Here is a 15,849-nt window from a genome sequence, read left to right as displayed (position 1 = left end):
TCCTTGCTGCTCAAGCTCTTCGGTCAGCCGTCATGGCCGGCGTGGCCGTCACCGCGCTGGGTTTCCGGGGTGGTGCCGCCTGCGGCGTCCACGGTGAACTCCGCGGTGCGCACGACGCCGTTGTGCTGGAAGTCCAGGAACAGCCGGTAGGTACCGGCGGTGGGTACTTCCGCGACGAAGTCGATCTCCGGGCCGGGTGCCGTCCTGCCGTCGCCGGGCGCTCCCTCGGGGTGCACGTGCAGGTAGGCCAGGTCGCCTTCGCGCAGTGCCACCAGGTGCCCGTAGGCGGACAGGTACGGCTGCAGGTCGGTGACGGGTCGGCCGTCCTTGGCGACCGCGAGCCGGACGGGGGAGGCCTGGCCGGGGACGAGCTCACCGTCCAGCTGGACCCGGTAGCCGTCGACCTCTGCGACCCGGGAAGGAGCGAAGTCGCGCGGTTCGAAGGCCCCGCCGGCGGCGATGTCGGTGCCGAGGGTGGCCGGAGCGGCGCCGGTCGGGGTGAAATCGGCGAAGACCCGGTAGCTGCCGGCTTCGGGCAGGTTCAGCGGGACGGTCCAGGTGCCGTCCGCGGCCATCTCCGGGTGCAGGTGCTGGAATCCCGCGGTGTCGCGGCGCACCACGATGAGGTGCATCCGCTTGTCGTGCTCGACGTCGAACCCGGTGACCGCGTTGCCGTCGGGGCCGAGGATGCGGAAGGAGAAGGGCTCGGTGGTGCCGGTGTCCTGCGTCGTGTCGGTGGGCGCGAGGGTGTAGCCGCCCCTGGACGACGTCAGTCCGCCGGGCAGGGCGGTCTCCGCGACGGTGCCGCTGTGGGTGTCCCCGTGCCCGGCGACCTCACCGCCGGGCATGTCGCCGTGACCGCTCGGGGCGGACATGGCGGTGAAGGAACCGACAGCGGTACCGGCCGCCCAGGCGCCACCGGCGACCAGGGCGAGCGCCGCACCGTAGGCGGAGAGCTTGCCTGCTGTGTTCATGATGATTCCTCGCTGTGCTGGCCGGGCCGGGAGCCCGGGCTGGGTTCCCGGCCCGATCGGGGGTGGAGGTCAGCTGGGGGCCAGCTCGTAGCTGGCCTCTTCGACGGCGGCCAGCACGTCGGCGTCGCTGATCGCGTCGGCGCTGGTCACGGTGACGGAGCCGGTGGGCAGGTCGACGGCCACGTCGGAGACGCCGCCGATCTTGCCGACCTCCTCGGTCACCGACTGCACGCAGTGCCCGCAGGTCATGCCGACAACGGTGTAGGTGGACTCGGCCATCAGGAGCTCCTCGGTGTCATGTCGTTCGGTTCGTCGCCTCTACCCCCAGGGGGTATTGCCGACATCAGATTTATACCCCCTTGGGGTATGTAGGTCAAGCCTGAGTCGCGATGAGGAATGCGCGTGATGGGGTCGGGGAAGGTGTCGGAGCTCGGCGGCCGGGGGATCTCGTGGCTTCGCGGTCCGATCGCCGGCTTCACACTGCCCATCTGATCCGGCGCTCCGCGTGCGTCCGATGTGGATTCCAGAGATCGGGGCGCGCGGACTCGCGCCGCTCCCGGATGGAAATCGGGTACGACTTCCTGTGGGCGCTGCCCGGTCGTTGGAAGTAGTTTGGCCGTGTCAGTCGGTGCTCACGTGCGACCGGGACGGAGACTGTTATGCCGGGCAAGGCGAACCTCGATCGGCTGCGGCGTTATTGGGACCGGCACTCCCGCGGTTACGACCGCCAGATGGGGTTCATGGATCGGAAGTTCTTCGGCGACACGAGGCAGTGGCTGTGCGGGCAAGCCGAAGGCGAGGTCCTCGAAGTCGCCATCGGTACCGGGCTGAACCTCGGCTGGTACTCCGACGACGTGCGACTCACCGGGGTCGATCTGAGCCCGGGCATGCTCGACCACGCGCGCCGTCGTGCGGAAGAGGCGGGCCGGGAGGTGGCGCTGAGCATCGGCGATGCCCAGCGGCTCGAGTTCCCGGACGCCTCGTTCGACACCGTGGTCTGCACGTTCTCCCTGTGCGCGATTCCAGATGATCGGGTGGCCGTCGGGGAGATGAAACGTGTTCTGCGGACGGGCGGGCGGTTGCTCCTGGCCGACCACGTGGTGAGCACGTCGTGGCCGGCCCGGGTCGTGCAGCGGCTGCTGGAAGTCGTCACGATCCCGGTGGGCGGGGAGAACTTCCGGCGTCGCCCCATCAAGCACGTGCAGGCCGCCGGGTTCAGCATCGAGCAGCATGATCGTTTCAAGCTGGGGATCGTCGAGAGGCTCGTCGCCCGCAAGCCGGCGGCCTGATCCGCGCGCTCCTGCTCGACAACGGACGGCCGCCCACCGAACGACGCAGCTCGCTCGCAGCTGCTCGTCGCTGACGAGGTTCAACGAACGAAAAGCGCCGCATCGCTGTGAAGCCCGGTCCGGATGCCGTGCTCGGCCCTCAGCCTGCGGTGGGCAGATCGAGTCCGGACGAGACGCCCACGCCAAGCGCGACGGCCAGCACGACGCAGGCGAACGCGCGGCGGACGGTGGTTGCCGGGAGGCGAGCCGCGAACCTGCCTGCGGCCACCGATACGAGCATCGCAGTACCGGCGAACGCGATCAGCACGCCCACCTCGATGCCGCCCGCGGTGCCGATGTGCGCGAGCAGCCCACTGCTCGCGTTGATCAGCACCACCACCAGGGAGGTGGCCACGGCTTGCGGCGCGGCCAGGCCGAGCAGCACGGACAGCGCCGGGACGACGATGAAGCCGCCGCCGACGCCGAACAGCCCGGTGAGCACGCCGACGCCGGCTCCGGCCGCTGCCGACTTCGGCAGGCAGCGGCGGTGATCGATACCGCCATCCGGCATCCGGCACGCGCCCGTGTGCTCGTCGTTGCCGGTGAACATGCGCACGGCCACGACGACCATGAGCGCCGCGAAAGCCAACAGCAGCCAGCGCTGCGGGAACTCCCGGCCGAGCGCCGTGCCGGCGAAGGTCCCAGGCAGGCCGGCGGCGCCGAACACCAGCGCCACCGGCCACTGCACGGCGCGCAGCCGGGTCCGGGACGACAACGCACCGATGGACGACGCGGCCACCACCACCAACGCGGTCGGGATCGCGGTGCTCAGCGGCTGCCCGACACCGTAGACGAGCGCCGGGACCGCCAGGATGGAACCACCGGCGCCCAGCAGGCCCACGGAAAGGCCGATCACGGCGCCGAAAACGATGGCCAGCAGCATCGCTTCAGCGGGCCGGTGCGTCGTCCGCGGTCAGCGCCGCGAGCAGCGTCGGCGCGTCCTGCGCCGGAGTCCGGTTGTACGGCAGCAGCGAGAGCACCCGCGCCATCGCGCAGGTGTTGCTCAGCGCGGAGAACGTCAGCCCGCCACCGATGAATCCGGCCAGCCACTTCATCTTCGGGGCGACAACGCTGCCCAGGACGCCGGTCAGCACCAGCGATCCGGCGACCAGCCGCACCTGGCGTTCCATCGCCCACTTACCGGTTCCGCGCGCGACCGGGGCGCCCTGCTGGTCCCACGCGTTGATGCCGCCGGCGAGGACGGTCGGCCGGCCCAGCCCGGCGGCGGCGAGCAGGGTGCGGGCGTCCTCGGCCCGGACGCCGGAACCGCACACCAGCACCACCGGGTCGTCGTGCCCGGCGGCCAGGTCGGCTTCCCGCAGCAGATCGAGCGGCACGTTGTAGGAGCCGGGGATGTGCGCGGCGGCGAACTCGCCAGGCGTGCGAACGTCGATCAGCCGCGCCCGGGGTTCGCTTTCGAGCAGTGCGCGAGCACGGGAAACGTCTACAGTGGATGATAACGAGCCGGTCATGGTCCTCCTTCTGGTGAAATGTGTCGTCATGCCGCGGTGACCAGGGGAACCCCGGCCGGGCCCGCGGCGGCGAACGCGTCGTCGACAACGACTGCGGTGCGCCCGGCGGATTCCAGCAGCGACGCCGCGGCGGTCGCCCGGTATCCGCTGCCGCAGTGCACCCACACCGATCCGGCCGGGATCTCCGGCAGCCGGTCCGCCAGTTCGTAGAGCGGGATGTGCACGGCGCCTTCGACGTGCGAGGCGCGCCATTCGTTGTTGGTCCGGACGTCCAGCACGACGTCGGCGCTCGGGAGCTCGCCGGGTGCGCCGGCCAACGCGGTGGCCAGTTCGGCGAACGTGGCGGTCGGGGTGCTCACCAGCTGGGACTCGTCGGCGGCCAGCTCGGCGGGCTGCCCGGTCGCGGCGGCGGCGAAGTGGTCGATGCCGATGCGGGCGAGCTCCCGCTGCGCGTCGGCGACCTGCTCGCTCGACTCGCCGACCAGCGTGATCGGCGCGCCCCAGTCGATCATCCAGCCCAGCCAGGTGGCCATCGGCCCGTCCAGGCCGAGGCTGATCGTGCCCGCCAGGTGCGTGTCGACGTAGGCCTTGCGGGACCGCAGGTCGATGACCCATTCGCCGCGCCGCAAGCGTTCGGCGAGGTCTGCCGGCGTCGCCTCGGCGGGTGCGCGCAGGTCCAGCGGCTCGGGGCCGGCGATGTTGCGCGTCCCCATGTGCGCGTAGTAGGCGGGGTAGGCGTCCAAGCCGGCCAGGGTGGTGTCGACGAAGTCCTGCTCGGCCAGCGACAACGCCGGGTTGGCCGAACGCTGCTCGCCGATCGTCGACGAGTCGCCGTCGGCCTGGGTCGCCGAGCAGAAGCTGCCGAATCCGTGCGTGGGCCAGATCTGGGTGCCCTCCGGCAGCAGGTCGGCGAGCTTCCGGACCGACCTGTGCTGGTGCCGGGCGAGATCTTCGCTGTGCTGCTCGCCGAGCAGATCGGTGCGCCCGGTCGTGCCGTAGAGCAGGGATCCGCCGGTGAACACGCCGACCGGTGCGCCGTCGCTCTCCAGCACGTACGAGAGGTGGTGGAAGGTGTGCCCGGGCGTGGCCACGACGCGCACCCGGAAACCGTCGGCGACGTCGAGCAGGTCGCCGTCGCGCAGCGGGCGGTGGGTGAACGGCGCGTCGTCGGCCGCGGCGATGCCGTACTCGGCTCCCGTCAGCCGGGCGAGCTCCAGGCCGCCGGAGACGTAGTCGTTGTGGACGTGGGTTTCCAGGATCAGCGTGATCCGCGTGCCCAGCCGGCCGGCGAGGGCGATGATGCGGTCCACGTCGCGCTGGGGGTCGATCACCACCGCGCGCCGCCCGTCGGTGGCCAGGTAGCTGCGGTCGCCCAGCGACGAGGTTTCGACGACCTCGACGCGGAGCCCGGCGAGTCGTGAGGGCGCTGCTGTCACTTCGATTCACCTCCGATACCCCGGGGGGTATGGTCGGGCGCACCTGTGCGCGGGGCGAAGTCGTGCCGGTTGTCAGGCGAGGGCGAGGAAGAGCCGTTCGAGCTCCTGCTCGGTCATCGGGGGTTCGTCCCCGTTGTCCCGCGCCTGCTGGCAGTACCGCATGCCGCTGGCCACGATCTTGAAGCCGGCGCGGTCCAGGGCACGGGAAACGGCGGCGAGCTGGGTCAGCACCGCCGCGCAGTCGTCGCCTTCTTCGATCGCCTCGATGACGCCGGCCAGCTGGCCCTGCGCCCGCCGGAGGCGTACCAGGGCGTCGCCCAGGAGTTCGGGTTTCATCTGCATGTCTCTCTCCTCCCGTGCCGACCATACCCCGGGGGGTACCCCGATTGGGCAGGATGTGACGGGACGCACGGCGGCCGCTCGGCGTCCGGACGGTGCGGCCGGCCTCGAGCAGGCCGGCTATCCCGGGCCGATATGTACTATCGAGCTTAGTAGTTGTCTGCTCGTGGTTCCGGAAAGTCGCAATGGCGGACAACCCCGGCCAGTGGATGATCCACTGCCACGACGTCTACCACGACGAAGCCGGAATGATGACGACGATGTCCTACCAGGCTTGAGAAATCGCGGGTTCCGCCGGTGCGGCTCAAATCTCGAACAGGATGGGGCACGTGATCATCGCGAGGCTGGCGAGGATGCCCAGGCCCGCGAGCGCCGGGAGGAGTGCGGCGGTCAGCCCCGCCATGCCGGAGGCCAGCGCGCGCCTGGCTCGTGGTGCGCAGGGCCCCAGGAATTCGAGGTGGTGCAAGCGGAGGACGACGGCGCTGTCGGCCATGCCCAGGGCGTGCTGGGGAGTGGCCGGGCCGCCGTGCCAACCCGACATGATCAGCAGGGCCGAGTGCACGGAGCCGGCACCGTGCAGACGCGCCGCGGCGCGATCGGCGGCCAGTTCGACGGCCGTGCGCACCAGGGCGGGGGAGTGGCGCATCAGCGGGATCCACGGTGCCGAACGAGCGAGGGCTTCGGCCAGGCCGACCAGCATGTGGTGGCGCCCGTGGAGGTGGGCGCGTTCGTGCTCGATGACCGCGGCGGCGTCGCCCGCGCAGAGTTCTTCCCGGACGCCGTCGGTGGCGACCACGAATGCCGGCGTTCCGGCAACGCTGTAGGCCAGGGGCTTCGGGTGCGGCAGCCACATGGTGGGGAACGGGCCGGCCTCGGGCTGCGCGGCGACCCGCAGCAGTTCGGGCTGCCGCTGGTGCGTCCGGCGTTGCCGCCGAACGTGGTGCATCAGCCTGACGCTGACGAGCAGCAGCAGGCTGGCGAGACCGAGCAGGAGCAGCAGTGCCGTCACCGCGTGGAACCGCGGGACCGCACCGTGTTGCACGGCGGTCAAGCAGTGGTGGACCAACTCCATGAGCAGGGATGTGGGCCCGTGGGCGGGCAGCAGGACCACGACCAGGGCGGCTACGACCGTGAGGAACGTCGTCGCCACCAGCGCGCCCCAGGTCGCCAGCACGACCTGGGGATCGATTCGCCGCGCCATCATCCGGTCCAGCAGGCCGGGGGAGTAGCCGACGACGATGCCGACGCCGAGGAGCAGGGCGAACGCGAGGATCATCGCCGGGGCCGCCGCCGCAGGCCCCGGCGCAGGGCGGCCGTTTCGTCTTCGGACGCGGACTGGGCGAAGTGCAGCAGGACGGCCTCCGGGTCACCGCTGGATTCGAGCAGCTCGCGCATGGCCCGGGCCGCTGCCGCTTCGCGGGCCTCGGCCGGGGTGTAGAGGTATGCGCGGTTGTGCAGCTCCCGCTCGACCCACCCCTTCTTGTGGAGGTTGTCGAGCACGGTCATGACCGTCGTGTAGGCGAGATCGCGCGTGTTGTTGAGTTCCGCGAGGACTTCGCGAACGGTCATCGGCTCCGCGGACTGCCACAGCACGTCCATCACGGCGCCTTCGAGCTCTCCCAGACCCTGCATGCCGAACCTCCTGCTCCTGCGGCCGAGGATACGGGTTCGCCCCCTGCGGAGCGGATCCGCGCCCGCCACGACCGGGCCCTGCGGCGGGTTCAGGTGCTTGTCGAGCGAGGCCGGCGGGAGGGGGTGTTCCGGTCCGGTCTGCCAGGGGACTGGATGATCACCACGTTCTACGGCGTGCTGCACAGTGCGGCCGGTGAGATCGCGTCCGGCCGCATGGACCCCGATGACGCTGCGCGCTGCATCGCGGCGACGCTGCTAGCGGCTTTCACGTCCCCGGGGGATCCCGTGCCGCAATTGGACAGTGCCGACTCCGCCGGCTGACGGAACGTCCAGCGCGAGTCCACAATGGACGTGTCCAGTGACGTCGGTCTGATCGCGGTCGTGCACGCGCTCATGCGTCCTGGCGACCGGAGGACGCTTCGAGGAGTGCTGCAGGCGCAGCGCTACCAGGAGCAGCAGCGCAGCGATCGTTGCTGAAACGGTGGTGAATCCTGCGACCAGCACCGTGACGATGGCCGTGATGGCGATGACCACACCGGCTGCGGCGAGCCCGGGCGTGCGACGAGGAGGCCCGGTGGTCCCGCGCTCGAATCGGCCCAGCCGGCCGGCGAGCGGGATGAGGACCAGTGCGATCCCGGCCAACCACGGGCCCCGGGTCAGCCACCACGCGGCGCCGAGCGGCTCCGGCCAGGGGAATCCCAGCACCAGCAGCACTGCGGCGAGCAGCACCAAGGCGGGCATGTGCCAGAGGTAGATGGTCAGCGAATGCTTGCCGATCACGTCGACGGCGGCGCGCAGGCGCGGCCGTCCCATGAGCACCGCGAGGCGAGCGGTGATGAGCGACAGCAGGCACACCTGGACGACGCCGAGCAGCACCAGGTTGATGGTCGGCGGGTTGAGGTTGGCCAGCATGTCGGCCGGGTAGGGCCCGGTCGTCGTGCCGGTCAGCAGCAACGCGAACGCGCCGAACGCCACACCCAGCAGCAGGCTGTTCGACCGGAACCGGAACCAGCCGTCGGCGTACCAGAACCCGATCTGCTGGATGGCCAGCCAGACGAACGCGAGGTTGCCGAACCCGATCGCCGGCGAAGCGGTGGCGATCGACAGCACGTCGACGCCGAGCGCGAACGCGACGAGCAGCGCAAGCGTTGCCCGCGGCGCCCGTTCGTGCAGCCGGCACATCAGCGGGACCAGCGCGGACGTCCCGAGGTAGACGCCGATGAACCACATCGGCTGGCCCATCCGGAACCCGAGTTGTGCGAGCAGGTCCGGCGAGACCCCGGCCGCGCTCGCCAGCGCCAGCGCGCCTGCGATCGCCGCGAAGGCGATCAGCGCGGGCCGGGCGAGCCGGGTGAGGCGGGTCCGGACGAAATCGGCCGGCGTCGCACCGGCGTCGCGCATTCGGCGCCACTGCGTGATGCCGGCGAATCCGCCGACCACGAAGAACAGGGGCATCACCTGGATGATCCAGGTAATCGGGGTGAACCACCGCTGGTTCTCCAGGGCGTTCGTGATCTGGATGCCCGACGCGCCGACCTCGATGCCCGCCATCATGGCGTGCAGGACGACGACCACCACCAGGCAGGCCGATCTGACCAGGTCGAGAACTCGGTCGCGGGATGGTCCTGGGCCGACGGGCGGTGCCGGTGCCGGTGCCGGTGCAAAAGGTGTGCGCAGATTGGCCACTGTCGCTTCTCCCGTGAAAAAGTCCGGACGAATTCCGGACCGGAAAAAGCGTATGAATTCGGCGGCCGTGATCGCGTCCGTCCTGGGAGCGCTTTCAGGACCCCTACCGCGGTAGGGGGTGGGGCGACCACTACCTCCCCGGTACTGGGTCCATCACGTGCCGGTGGCGGAGACCAGGCCGCATTCGTAGGCGGCGATGACGGCCTGCACCCGGTCGCGGACCCCCAGCTTGCCGATGATGCGGCTGACGTGGCTCTTCACGGTCTGCTCGGAGATGAACAACGCTCCGGCGATCTCGCTGTTCGAAAGCCCTTGCGCGACCAGGACCAGCACCTCGCGCTCCCGTTCGGTGAGCGCCGCCAGCCGCGGTGCGGTGGTCTGGCGCGGCGGGGCGGACCGGGCGAAGTGCTCGATCATCCGGCGTGTGACCGTCGGTGCCAGCAGCGCCTCGCCACCGGCGACCACGCGCACCGCCGAAACCAGATCGGCAGGCAGCGCGTCCTTGAGCAGGAAGCCGCTGGCCCCCGCCCGGATCGCTTCGTAGACGTAGTCGTCGATGTCGAAGGTTGTCAGCATCAGCACGCGGGGCACGTGCCCGACATCCGCGGGCGGGTGCATCAGCTGTCGCGTCGTGTCGATCCCGTTGAGCACCGGCATCCGCACGTCCATCACGACGACGTCCGGGTGGCGGCTGTGGCTGATCTCGATTGCGCGCGCGCCGTTCTCGGCCTCGCCGACCACCTCCATGTCGGGCTGGGCGTCGAGCAGGGCGGCGAACCCGGCTCGCACCATGGCCTGATCATCGACGACGATCACCTTGATGGTCATTGGTCTTCCCGCTCCTGCGAATCGTTTCCAGCCGTGTGCAGCGGGAGAACCGCTCGTACCTCGTAACCGCCATCGTCGAGATGTCTGAAGTGGACGCTCCCGTCGACGATCGCGGCCCGTTCCTGCATGCCGACGAGACCGTGTCCACCGCCCTGCACAGGGGTCACCGCCCGGTCCGGGGCGCTGTTGCGCACGGTGATCGCCAGCTCACCGCCGGAGCGGGCGAAACGCACCTCGGTGCGCGCGCCGGGGGCGTGCCTGGTCACGTTGCTCAACGCTTCCTGCACGATGCGGAACGCCGCGATGCCCGCGATCTCGCTGCCCGTCCCGTCTTCCAGCAACTCCGTGCCGTGCGCGGAAACGTCCACGCCTGCGCGGCCGGCGCTGTCGATCAGCTCTGGAATGCGGGCCAAACCCGGCTGCGGTACCAGCTCGCCGCCGGTCTGGCCGTTGCGCAGCACGCCCAGCACGCTGCGCATCTCGCCCAACGCCTGCCGGGACGCCGCCGCCATCTCGTCGAATTCCGTGGCGAGAAGCGGGTCGAGGTTCGGGTGCCGGTACTGCGCCGTTGTCGCTTGCACGTTGATCAGCGACATGCTGTGCGCGATCACGTCGTGCAGCTCGCGGGCGATCCGCGTCTTCTCCTCGGCTATCACGCGCTTGGCGTGCTCGTCGGCGCTGAGCCTGCGTTCCTGCACGAGCTGCGAGGAGATCTGCCGCCACTGCCGGACCACCAGCGCGCCGCCGAACACGCCACCGGTGATTGCGCCGAACAGGAAGAGGTTCCCCACCACAGCATTCGCCGGCACGCTCTGCGGCACGAGCACGGCAGCCCCGACGGCTGCCGCGACGCCACCGAGCCAGCATCGCAGGCCGGCAGGCCACGCCTGGTGCACGCCGAGCACGCTGATCACCAGCCCGTGACCGATCAGCGTCGTCACCGAGACCGGCCAGATGGCAGCGGGATCGTCGCTGCGGGCCGCCATCGCGAGCAGGAACACGGCCGAACAGGAGATGACGGCCGCCGGCCGCGGGTAGAAGAGCGCGATGCCGATCGATCCGGATTGGGCGATGCTGAGCAAGAACGCCAACACCAACGGCATCCCGAGCGCCACGGCGTTGACGGGGACCGCCACGGCTGCCAGCGCCAGCGCGAGAAGACCGAGCGCGGCCGAAACCCAGACAACGGGCTTCACCTGGGGGCGCGGCTGCTCATCCGGATCGCGCCTGCGCTTGGACTTCGCCATCGGAGGAGGTTCAACTCCACAGGTCGTAGAGATCTTCGACGAGCCTACCCGCTGCGCAACGCCGGTCCGGCACTCGACCGCGATGCCCAGCAGCAGCGGGCCGAAATCCTCGACCGGCGACAGCACACGCCCCGAACGCGGTCGGCCGGAGCTGAGCGCTGATGGGGGCGGCTAAGGTCGCCCCCATCAGCGCTTCAACGGCCTGCCACCGGGTCAGGCCGTTGCCGCGGCCGCGGCCCGGCCCGCTTGGCGGCCGGAGAACAGGCAGCCGCCGAGGAAAGTGCCCTCCAGCGCGCGGTAGCCGTGGACCCCGCCGCCGCCGAAGCCCGATACCTCGCCCGCGGCGTACAGCCCGGGGATCGGGACGGCTCGCGCGTCCAGGACCCGGCCGGACAGGTCGGTCTGGAGGCCGCCGAGCGTCTTGCGCGTCAGGATGTTCATCCTGATGGCGATCAGCGGACCGGCGGCCGGGTCCAGGATCTTGTGCAGGGGCGTGGTGCGCGCGAGGAGATCGCCGGAGTAGGCCAGCGAGTTGCGGATCCCCATGATCTGTTCGTCCTTGGTGAAGTTGTTGTCCACCTGGCGGTCCCGCATGACGATCTGGCGCTCCAGGTCGCCGGGGTCCACGAGGTCCGCACCGGCCAGCCGGTTCATCCCGGCCACCAGCTCCGGCAGGGTTCGCGCGACGACGAAGTCCTCGCCCCGGTCCTGGAACGCCTTGACCGGTGGCGGAGTCGAGTTCAGCAGCCTGCTGGCCAGGTAGCCCGCCAGGTCCTTCCTGGTCAGTTCCGGGTTCTGCTCGGAACCGGAGAGGACGAACTCCTTGTCGATGATCCGCTGGTTCAGCACGAACCACGAGTAGTCGTAGCCGGTGTCCTTGATCAGCTTGAGCGTCCCGAGGGTGTCGTAGCTCGGGATGCCGGGATTCGGGAACCGGCGGCCGCGTGCGTCGAACCACAGCGAGGACGGCGCGGCGAGCACCCGGATGCCGTGGTCGGGCCAGATCGGGCTGTGGTTGGCCAGTCCCTCCGTGTAGTGCCACATGCGGTCGCGGTTGACCAGCCGGGCACCGGCCCGCTCGCTGATGGCCAGCATCCGGCCGTCGACGTGGGCCGGAACGCCGGTCACCATGCGCTTCGGCGGCGCGCCCAGCCGGTCCGGCCAGTTCTGCCGGACGAGGTCCTGGTTGCCGCCGATCCCGCCGGAGGTGACGATCACCACCGGTGCGTGCAGTTCGAAATCGCCGATCCTGGTGCGGGAACTCGGCGTGCCGCGCGGCGCGTCGCTGGGCTCCAGGACACCGCCCCGCACGCCGTCGACGACGCCGTTGGTGATCGTGAGCTCGTCCACCTGGTGGCGGAACCGGAACGAGACCAGGCCTCGCGCGGCGGCCTCGCGCACCTTCTTCTCGAACGGCTCCATGACACCGGGACCGGTGCCGAGCGTGAGGTGGAAGCGGGGGACCGAATTGCCCGGCCCGTCCGCGAGCTGGCCGCCCCGCTCGGCCCAGCCGACGATGGGCACCCACCGCACACCCATCCCGTGCAGCCAGGACCGCTTCTCCGTCGCGGCGAACTCCAGGTACGCCTCGGCCCAGCGGGCAGCCCAGTAGTCCTCGCCCAGCGGATCCTCGGTGCCGCGGTCGAAACCGGCGTTGCCGAACCAGTCCGCGCGGGCCAGTTCCAGCGAGTCGTGGATCCCCGCCAGCCGCTGCTCCGCGGAGTCGATGAAGAACAGCCCGCCGAGCGACCAGAACGCCTGCCCACCAAGACTGGCCTCGGGTTCCTGGTCCAGGAGCAGGACCTTGCGACCCGCGGCCGCCAGCTCCGCGGTGGCCACCAGACCCGCCAGGCCGCCGCCCACGACGATCGCGTCGGCATCGGTGCCGGAGGCGGTGCGCGGCGCGGCGGCTGCGGCAGCTGTGGCAGCTGTGGGCAAGGCCGCGCTCACTGCGGCCGCACCGCCGGTGATGAGCACGGATCGCCGGCTGATCCGGCCGTTCCCGCGAGAGTTCATAGCATCCCCTGTTGCCGTTCGATCTTCCCTGACGATGTGCGGCCGACCGCAAGTTACCTCTGGGTAAGGTTCTGGTCACCATGCTGGACCCCGCACGAGGGGAGTGGTGGTGGTGAGTTCTCCAGTCTTGGGAGGTCATCGTTGTGATCGAATCCAACGCGGTCCCGCTCGAGCTCCGCTGGCGCGGCGAACCGCTCCACCAGGTGCTCGCCGCCGCCGCGCCCGCGCTGGTGCCCGCCGTGCTCGCGCAGGTGATCGCCGAACTGCCCGCGTACGCCGAACTGCCGGAGGAGGAGCTGCGCGGGGACATCACGCGGATCATCGAGCGGGGCATGGCGATGGTCGGGCGGATGTTGCGCAACGGCGGCGCCCCCGACCCGAAGTCGCTGACCGACCTGCGCGAGGACATCCTGCACCGGGCCGAAGAGGGCGTGCCGATCGAGGCGGTGCTCAACGCGCACAACGTGGGTGTCCGGGTGGCGTGGGAGCACTTCAGCGCGCAGGCCCGGCCCGAGGACATGCACGCCCTGGTCGGGGTGGTGGACCTCGTGCTCCGCTACCTGCGCGAGATCACCTCGGTGGCCTCGTCCGTGTACTTCCAGGAGCGGGACACCTTCCTGGCCGATGCGCATGCCGCGAAGCAGGACCTGCTGGCGGCGTTGCTGACCGGGGGCGACTCGATCGACGCGGCGGCCAGGCTGGGCATTCGGTTGGCCGGCAGCTATGCGGTGCTCGACGTGGAGATCGCCGCGCATCCGGACGAGTCCGCGCCGGGCACCAACGCGGATGTGGCGCGGTGGCGGAAACTCCGCCGGTTCCGCGCGGAACTGGAACGCCGGTCGCCGCAACCGCTGCTGTCCCGGCTCAACAAGCACGGCGGGGTGGTGCTGCTGGCCCGCGACGACGCGGCCGATCCGGACCGGCGTGTCCACGACCTGGTCCTGGCCGCGGGCGCGGCGGCGGGCGCCGACGTGACGGTGGGCGCGGTATCGGCGTCCGTCCCCGGCATCCCCGAAGCCGCGCGGACCGCGCACGAGTTGCGCCGGCTCGCGGTGGCCGGGCGTCCACCAGGGGTCTACACGCTCGACGAACTCGCGCTGGACTACCAGCTCACCCGCCCCGGTCCGGCCCGCGACGTGCTGGTGGGAAAGCTCCGCGCGATCGAGGACGAGCCCGACCTGCTGGAAACGCTGCGCACCCACCTCGGTACGGGCCTGAACCGGCGTCGCACCGCCCGCCGACTGCACGTCCACCCGAACACGGTCGACTACCGGATGCGCAAGGTCGCCGAACTCACGGGCCTGAACCCTGCCGATCCAACGGACGCGGCGCACCTGCGAGCCGCCCTCATCGCCCGCACCCTGCACTGATTCCCAGCCACGCCAGGCGGTCCGCACTCCGAGCAGATCGCGCTCCACGGCCACACCGACCCGGCTGGGGCAGCCAACGACGCTCTACCCTGTTTCGGTCGTGTGGGCCGGAAGCTCCCTCTTCGACTGCTGGTGGAGGATGAGGGCGGCCTGCAGGTCGATTCGGTCGTGCAGGTTCGCCACCCTGCGACCGGTGAGCGCTTCGACCCGTTCGATCCGGTAGTGGACGGTGTTGACGTGCATGGTGGCCGCGGTGCGGGTCCACGACGCGCCGCTGTCCAGGAAGGTCTGCAGGGTCTCCAGCAGTCGGGTGCCTTTCGCCGCGTCATACCTGGTGATCGGGCCGATCGTGGCTGACCGGAAGGCCTGCGCCACGGGTGCTGGCAGCCCTTCCAGCAACGTGCTCAGGGTCGTCATCTCCGATGTCGCGCACACTCGCGGCTTCGTCGAGGCCGGCCGCGTTTCGGCGGTGCCTGCGGCATAGCGCGCGCTGGCCAACGCGGGGACGAGCTCGCGAGGCTCAACGCTCGGGCCGAGGCCGACAGCGATCGTCTGGTCGTCGTCGACGAGCCCCTGCACGGTCGGCAGGTACGCGGCGATTTGCCGGGCGAGCTGCTCCGGGGGTGTGGCGGTGATACCAACGGACTCCGATCCCGGCGGCCATCGCCGAGGAGGCCTGCCGCCTGATCGAGGTGACCTACGAAGTCCTGCCGGCGGTCTTCGATCCGGAGCTCGCCCGGTCTCCGGGTGCCCCGGTGCTGCACCCGGAGCTCGCCGGCAGCGATCAGCCGGACGACGAGCTGCCCGCGGACGTGACCCGCAATCTGGTCGCCTCATTGCACGACGGCGTCGGCGGCGACGTGGACCGGGCGCTCGCGGAGTCCGATGTCACGGTCGGAGGCGAATGGCGGACCCAACGGGTCTCGCATGCGCAGCTGGAAACCCACGGCAGCCTCGGCTGGCTCGACGACGACGGCCGGTTGGTGATCCGCACCAGCTCCCAGGTCCCATTCCTGACCCGCCGCACCCTGTGCCGGTTGCTCGATCTGCCGGAGGAGGAGGTGCGGGTGTTCACCAAGCGGGTCGGCGGCGGTTTCGGCGGCAAGCAGGAGATGTTCGCCGAAGACCTCGTCGCGCTCGTGGTGCTGCGCACCGGCAGGCCCGCGATGTACGAGATGAGCCGGCCCGAGGAGTTCCAACGCACCTCGGTTTCGCCACCCGTTCCGGGTCAAGGTCGTCCTCGGCGCCGAGCGGAGCGGCAGGCTCACCGCGATCAAGCTGGACGTGCTCGCCGACACGGGTGCCTACGGAAACCACGCGCCGGGCGTGCTCTTCCACGGCTGCGCCGAGTCGATCAGCCTGTACAACGCCCCGGTGAAGCGGGTCGACGCGGAATCGGTGTACACCAACAACATCCCGTCCGGGGCCTTCCGCGGATACGGCCTCGGCCAGGTGATCCTCGGCGTCGAGTCCGCAATGGACGAACTCGCGCTGGCCCTCGGCATCGACCCCTTCGAGCTG

General features: G+C 70.5%; 16 protein-coding genes and 2 pseudogenes. 5 read left to right on the top strand and 13 right to left on the bottom strand.

What is annotated here, in order from left to right; all coding sequences use genetic code 11:
* Window positions 1-23: 23 nt before the first annotated feature.
* A complete protein-coding gene (locus tag E1288_RS21940; RefSeq protein WP_132487944.1) occupies window positions 24-974 on the bottom strand; it encodes a hypothetical protein in 951 nt (316 codons plus the stop codon).
* A gap of 69 nt (window positions 975-1,043) precedes the next feature.
* Window positions 1,044-1,253 carry a heavy-metal-associated domain-containing protein gene (locus E1288_RS21935; protein ID WP_132487942.1) on the bottom strand — a complete coding sequence of 70 codons (210 nt, stop codon included), beginning with the start codon at window positions 1,251-1,253 and terminating at the stop codon, window positions 1,044-1,046.
* Between the two features lie 380 nt (window positions 1,254-1,633).
* Between E1288_RS21935 and E1288_RS21930 the strand changes: the two genes are divergently transcribed.
* Entirely contained in the window at window positions 1,634-2,263 is a 630-nt protein-coding gene (locus tag E1288_RS21930; RefSeq protein WP_132487940.1) for a class I SAM-dependent methyltransferase, read from the top strand.
* A 139-nt stretch (window positions 2,264-2,402) separates the two neighbouring features.
* On the opposite strand, the gene E1288_RS21925 is transcribed toward E1288_RS21930, so the two are convergent.
* From E1288_RS21925 to E1288_RS21910, 4 genes are all read right to left on the bottom strand, one after another.
* A complete protein-coding gene (locus E1288_RS21925) occupies window positions 2,403-3,185 on the bottom strand; it encodes a sulfite exporter TauE/SafE family protein (protein WP_132487938.1) in 783 nt (260 codons plus the stop codon).
* Between the two features lie 4 nt (window positions 3,186-3,189).
* On the bottom strand, window positions 3,190-3,774 hold the full coding sequence (locus tag E1288_RS21920) for a rhodanese-like domain-containing protein (protein WP_132487936.1): 585 nt from the start codon (window positions 3,772-3,774) through the stop codon (window positions 3,190-3,192).
* Between the two features lie 26 nt (window positions 3,775-3,800).
* A complete protein-coding gene (locus tag E1288_RS21915; protein WP_235883722.1) occupies window positions 3,801-5,210 on the bottom strand; it encodes an MBL fold metallo-hydrolase in 1,410 nt (469 codons plus the stop codon).
* 72 nt (window positions 5,211-5,282) lie between these two features.
* Window positions 5,283-5,552 (bottom strand): metal-sensitive transcriptional regulator, encoded by a 270-nt coding sequence (locus E1288_RS21910; protein ID WP_093266475.1) that lies wholly within the window; start codon window positions 5,550-5,552, stop codon window positions 5,283-5,285.
* A gap of 182 nt (window positions 5,553-5,734) precedes the next feature.
* On the opposite strand from E1288_RS21910, the gene E1288_RS21905 reads away from it, so the two are divergent.
* Window positions 5,735-5,827 carry a multicopper oxidase domain-containing protein gene (locus E1288_RS21905; RefSeq protein ID WP_132487932.1) on the top strand — a complete coding sequence of 31 codons (93 nt, stop codon included), beginning with the start codon at window positions 5,735-5,737 and terminating at the stop codon, window positions 5,825-5,827.
* A 26-nt stretch (window positions 5,828-5,853) separates the two neighbouring features.
* On the opposite strand, the gene E1288_RS21900 is transcribed toward E1288_RS21905, so the two are convergent.
* The 6 genes from E1288_RS21900 to E1288_RS21875 form a co-directional block, all read right to left on the bottom strand.
* Window positions 5,854-6,825 (bottom strand): M56 family metallopeptidase, encoded by a 972-nt coding sequence (locus tag E1288_RS21900; protein WP_132487930.1) that lies wholly within the window; start codon window positions 6,823-6,825, stop codon window positions 5,854-5,856.
* Window positions 6,822-7,181: a BlaI/MecI/CopY family transcriptional regulator gene (locus E1288_RS21895; RefSeq protein ID WP_132487928.1), complete on the bottom strand. Its 360-nt coding sequence runs from the start codon at window positions 7,179-7,181 to the stop codon at window positions 6,822-6,824. Before E1288_RS21895 ends, E1288_RS21900 begins: the two co-directional genes overlap by 4 nt.
* Window positions 7,182-7,436: 255 nt before the next feature.
* The gene (locus E1288_RS21890) at window positions 7,437-8,867 is read right to left on the bottom strand and encodes an acyltransferase family protein (RefSeq protein ID WP_268951854.1); all 1,431 of its coding nucleotides are present in this window, start codon (window positions 8,865-8,867) and stop codon (window positions 7,437-7,439) included.
* Window positions 8,868-9,020: 153 nt separating this feature from the next.
* Window positions 9,021-9,695 carry a response regulator gene (locus tag E1288_RS21885; protein ID WP_132487926.1) on the bottom strand — a complete coding sequence of 225 codons (675 nt, stop codon included), beginning with the start codon at window positions 9,693-9,695 and terminating at the stop codon, window positions 9,021-9,023.
* On the bottom strand, window positions 9,692-10,942 hold the full coding sequence (locus tag E1288_RS21880; RefSeq protein WP_132487924.1) for a sensor histidine kinase: 1,251 nt from the start codon (window positions 10,940-10,942) through the stop codon (window positions 9,692-9,694). Before E1288_RS21880 ends, E1288_RS21885 begins: the two co-directional genes overlap by 4 nt.
* A 213-nt stretch (window positions 10,943-11,155) precedes the next feature.
* Window positions 11,156-12,958 carry an FAD-binding dehydrogenase gene (locus E1288_RS21875; RefSeq protein ID WP_132487922.1) on the bottom strand — a complete coding sequence of 601 codons (1,803 nt, stop codon included), beginning with the start codon at window positions 12,956-12,958 and terminating at the stop codon, window positions 11,156-11,158.
* A 143-nt stretch (window positions 12,959-13,101) separates the two neighbouring features.
* On the opposite strand from E1288_RS21875, the gene E1288_RS21870 reads away from it, so the two are divergent.
* On the top strand, window positions 13,102-14,328 hold the full coding sequence (locus tag E1288_RS21870; RefSeq protein ID WP_132487920.1) for a PucR family transcriptional regulator: 1,227 nt from the start codon (window positions 13,102-13,104) through the stop codon (window positions 14,326-14,328).
* Between the two features lie 84 nt (window positions 14,329-14,412).
* Here the strand turns inward: E1288_RS21870 and E1288_RS21865 are convergent, their stop codons facing one another.
* The gene (locus E1288_RS21865) at window positions 14,413-14,907 is read right to left on the bottom strand and encodes a PucR family transcriptional regulator (protein ID WP_132487918.1); all 495 of its coding nucleotides are present in this window, start codon (window positions 14,905-14,907) and stop codon (window positions 14,413-14,415) included.
* A 113-nt stretch (window positions 14,908-15,020) separates the two neighbouring features.
* Here E1288_RS21865 and E1288_RS50400 point away from each other — a divergent pair.
* Both E1288_RS50400 and E1288_RS50395 read left to right on the top strand, forming a co-directional pair.
* Window positions 15,021-15,536: pseudogene (locus E1288_RS50400) on the top strand (molybdopterin cofactor-binding domain-containing protein); the annotation flags it as partial.
* A gap of 64 nt (window positions 15,537-15,600) precedes the next feature.
* A pseudogene (locus E1288_RS50395) lies at window positions 15,601-15,804 on the top strand (molybdopterin cofactor-binding domain-containing protein); the annotation flags it as partial.
* Window positions 15,805-15,849: the final 45 nt, after the last annotated feature.

Source organism: Saccharopolyspora elongata (genome assembly GCF_004348985.1).
Taxonomy (GTDB): Bacteria; Actinomycetota; Actinomycetes; order Mycobacteriales; family Pseudonocardiaceae; genus Saccharopolyspora; species Saccharopolyspora elongata.
This window is presented reverse-complemented; position numbering and strand designations above follow the sequence as displayed.

Excerpts from the sequence above, each read along its gene's own strand:
- E1288_RS21940 (WP_132487944.1), bottom strand. The coding sequence starts at position 974 with ATGAACACAGCAGGCAAGCTCTCCGCCTACGGTGCGGCGCTCGCCCTG.
- E1288_RS21935 (WP_132487942.1), bottom strand. The coding sequence starts at position 1,253 with ATGGCCGAGTCCACCTACACCGTTGTCGGCATGACCTGCGGGCACTGC.
- E1288_RS21930 (WP_132487940.1), top strand. The coding sequence starts at position 1,634 with ATGCCGGGCAAGGCGAACCTCGATCGGCTGCGGCGTTATTGGGACCGG.
- E1288_RS21925 (WP_132487938.1), bottom strand. The coding sequence starts at position 3,185 with ATGCTGCTGGCCATCGTTTTCGGCGCCGTGATCGGCCTTTCCGTGGGC.
- E1288_RS21920 (WP_132487936.1), bottom strand. The coding sequence starts at position 3,774 with ATGACCGGCTCGTTATCATCCACTGTAGACGTTTCCCGTGCTCGCGCA.
- E1288_RS21910 (WP_093266475.1), bottom strand. The coding sequence starts at position 5,552 with ATGCAGATGAAACCCGAACTCCTGGGCGACGCCCTGGTACGCCTCCGG.
- E1288_RS21905 (WP_132487932.1), top strand. The coding sequence starts at position 5,735 with ATGGCGGACAACCCCGGCCAGTGGATGATCCACTGCCACGACGTCTAC.
- E1288_RS21900 (WP_132487930.1), bottom strand. The coding sequence starts at position 6,825 with ATGATCCTCGCGTTCGCCCTGCTCCTCGGCGTCGGCATCGTCGTCGGC.
- E1288_RS21895 (WP_132487928.1), bottom strand. The coding sequence starts at position 7,181 with ATGCAGGGTCTGGGAGAGCTCGAAGGCGCCGTGATGGACGTGCTGTGG.
- E1288_RS21885 (WP_132487926.1), bottom strand. The coding sequence starts at position 9,695 with ATGACCATCAAGGTGATCGTCGTCGATGATCAGGCCATGGTGCGAGCC.
- E1288_RS21880 (WP_132487924.1), bottom strand. The coding sequence starts at position 10,942 with ATGGCGAAGTCCAAGCGCAGGCGCGATCCGGATGAGCAGCCGCGCCCC.
- E1288_RS21875 (WP_132487922.1), bottom strand. The coding sequence starts at position 12,958 with ATGAACTCTCGCGGGAACGGCCGGATCAGCCGGCGATCCGTGCTCATC.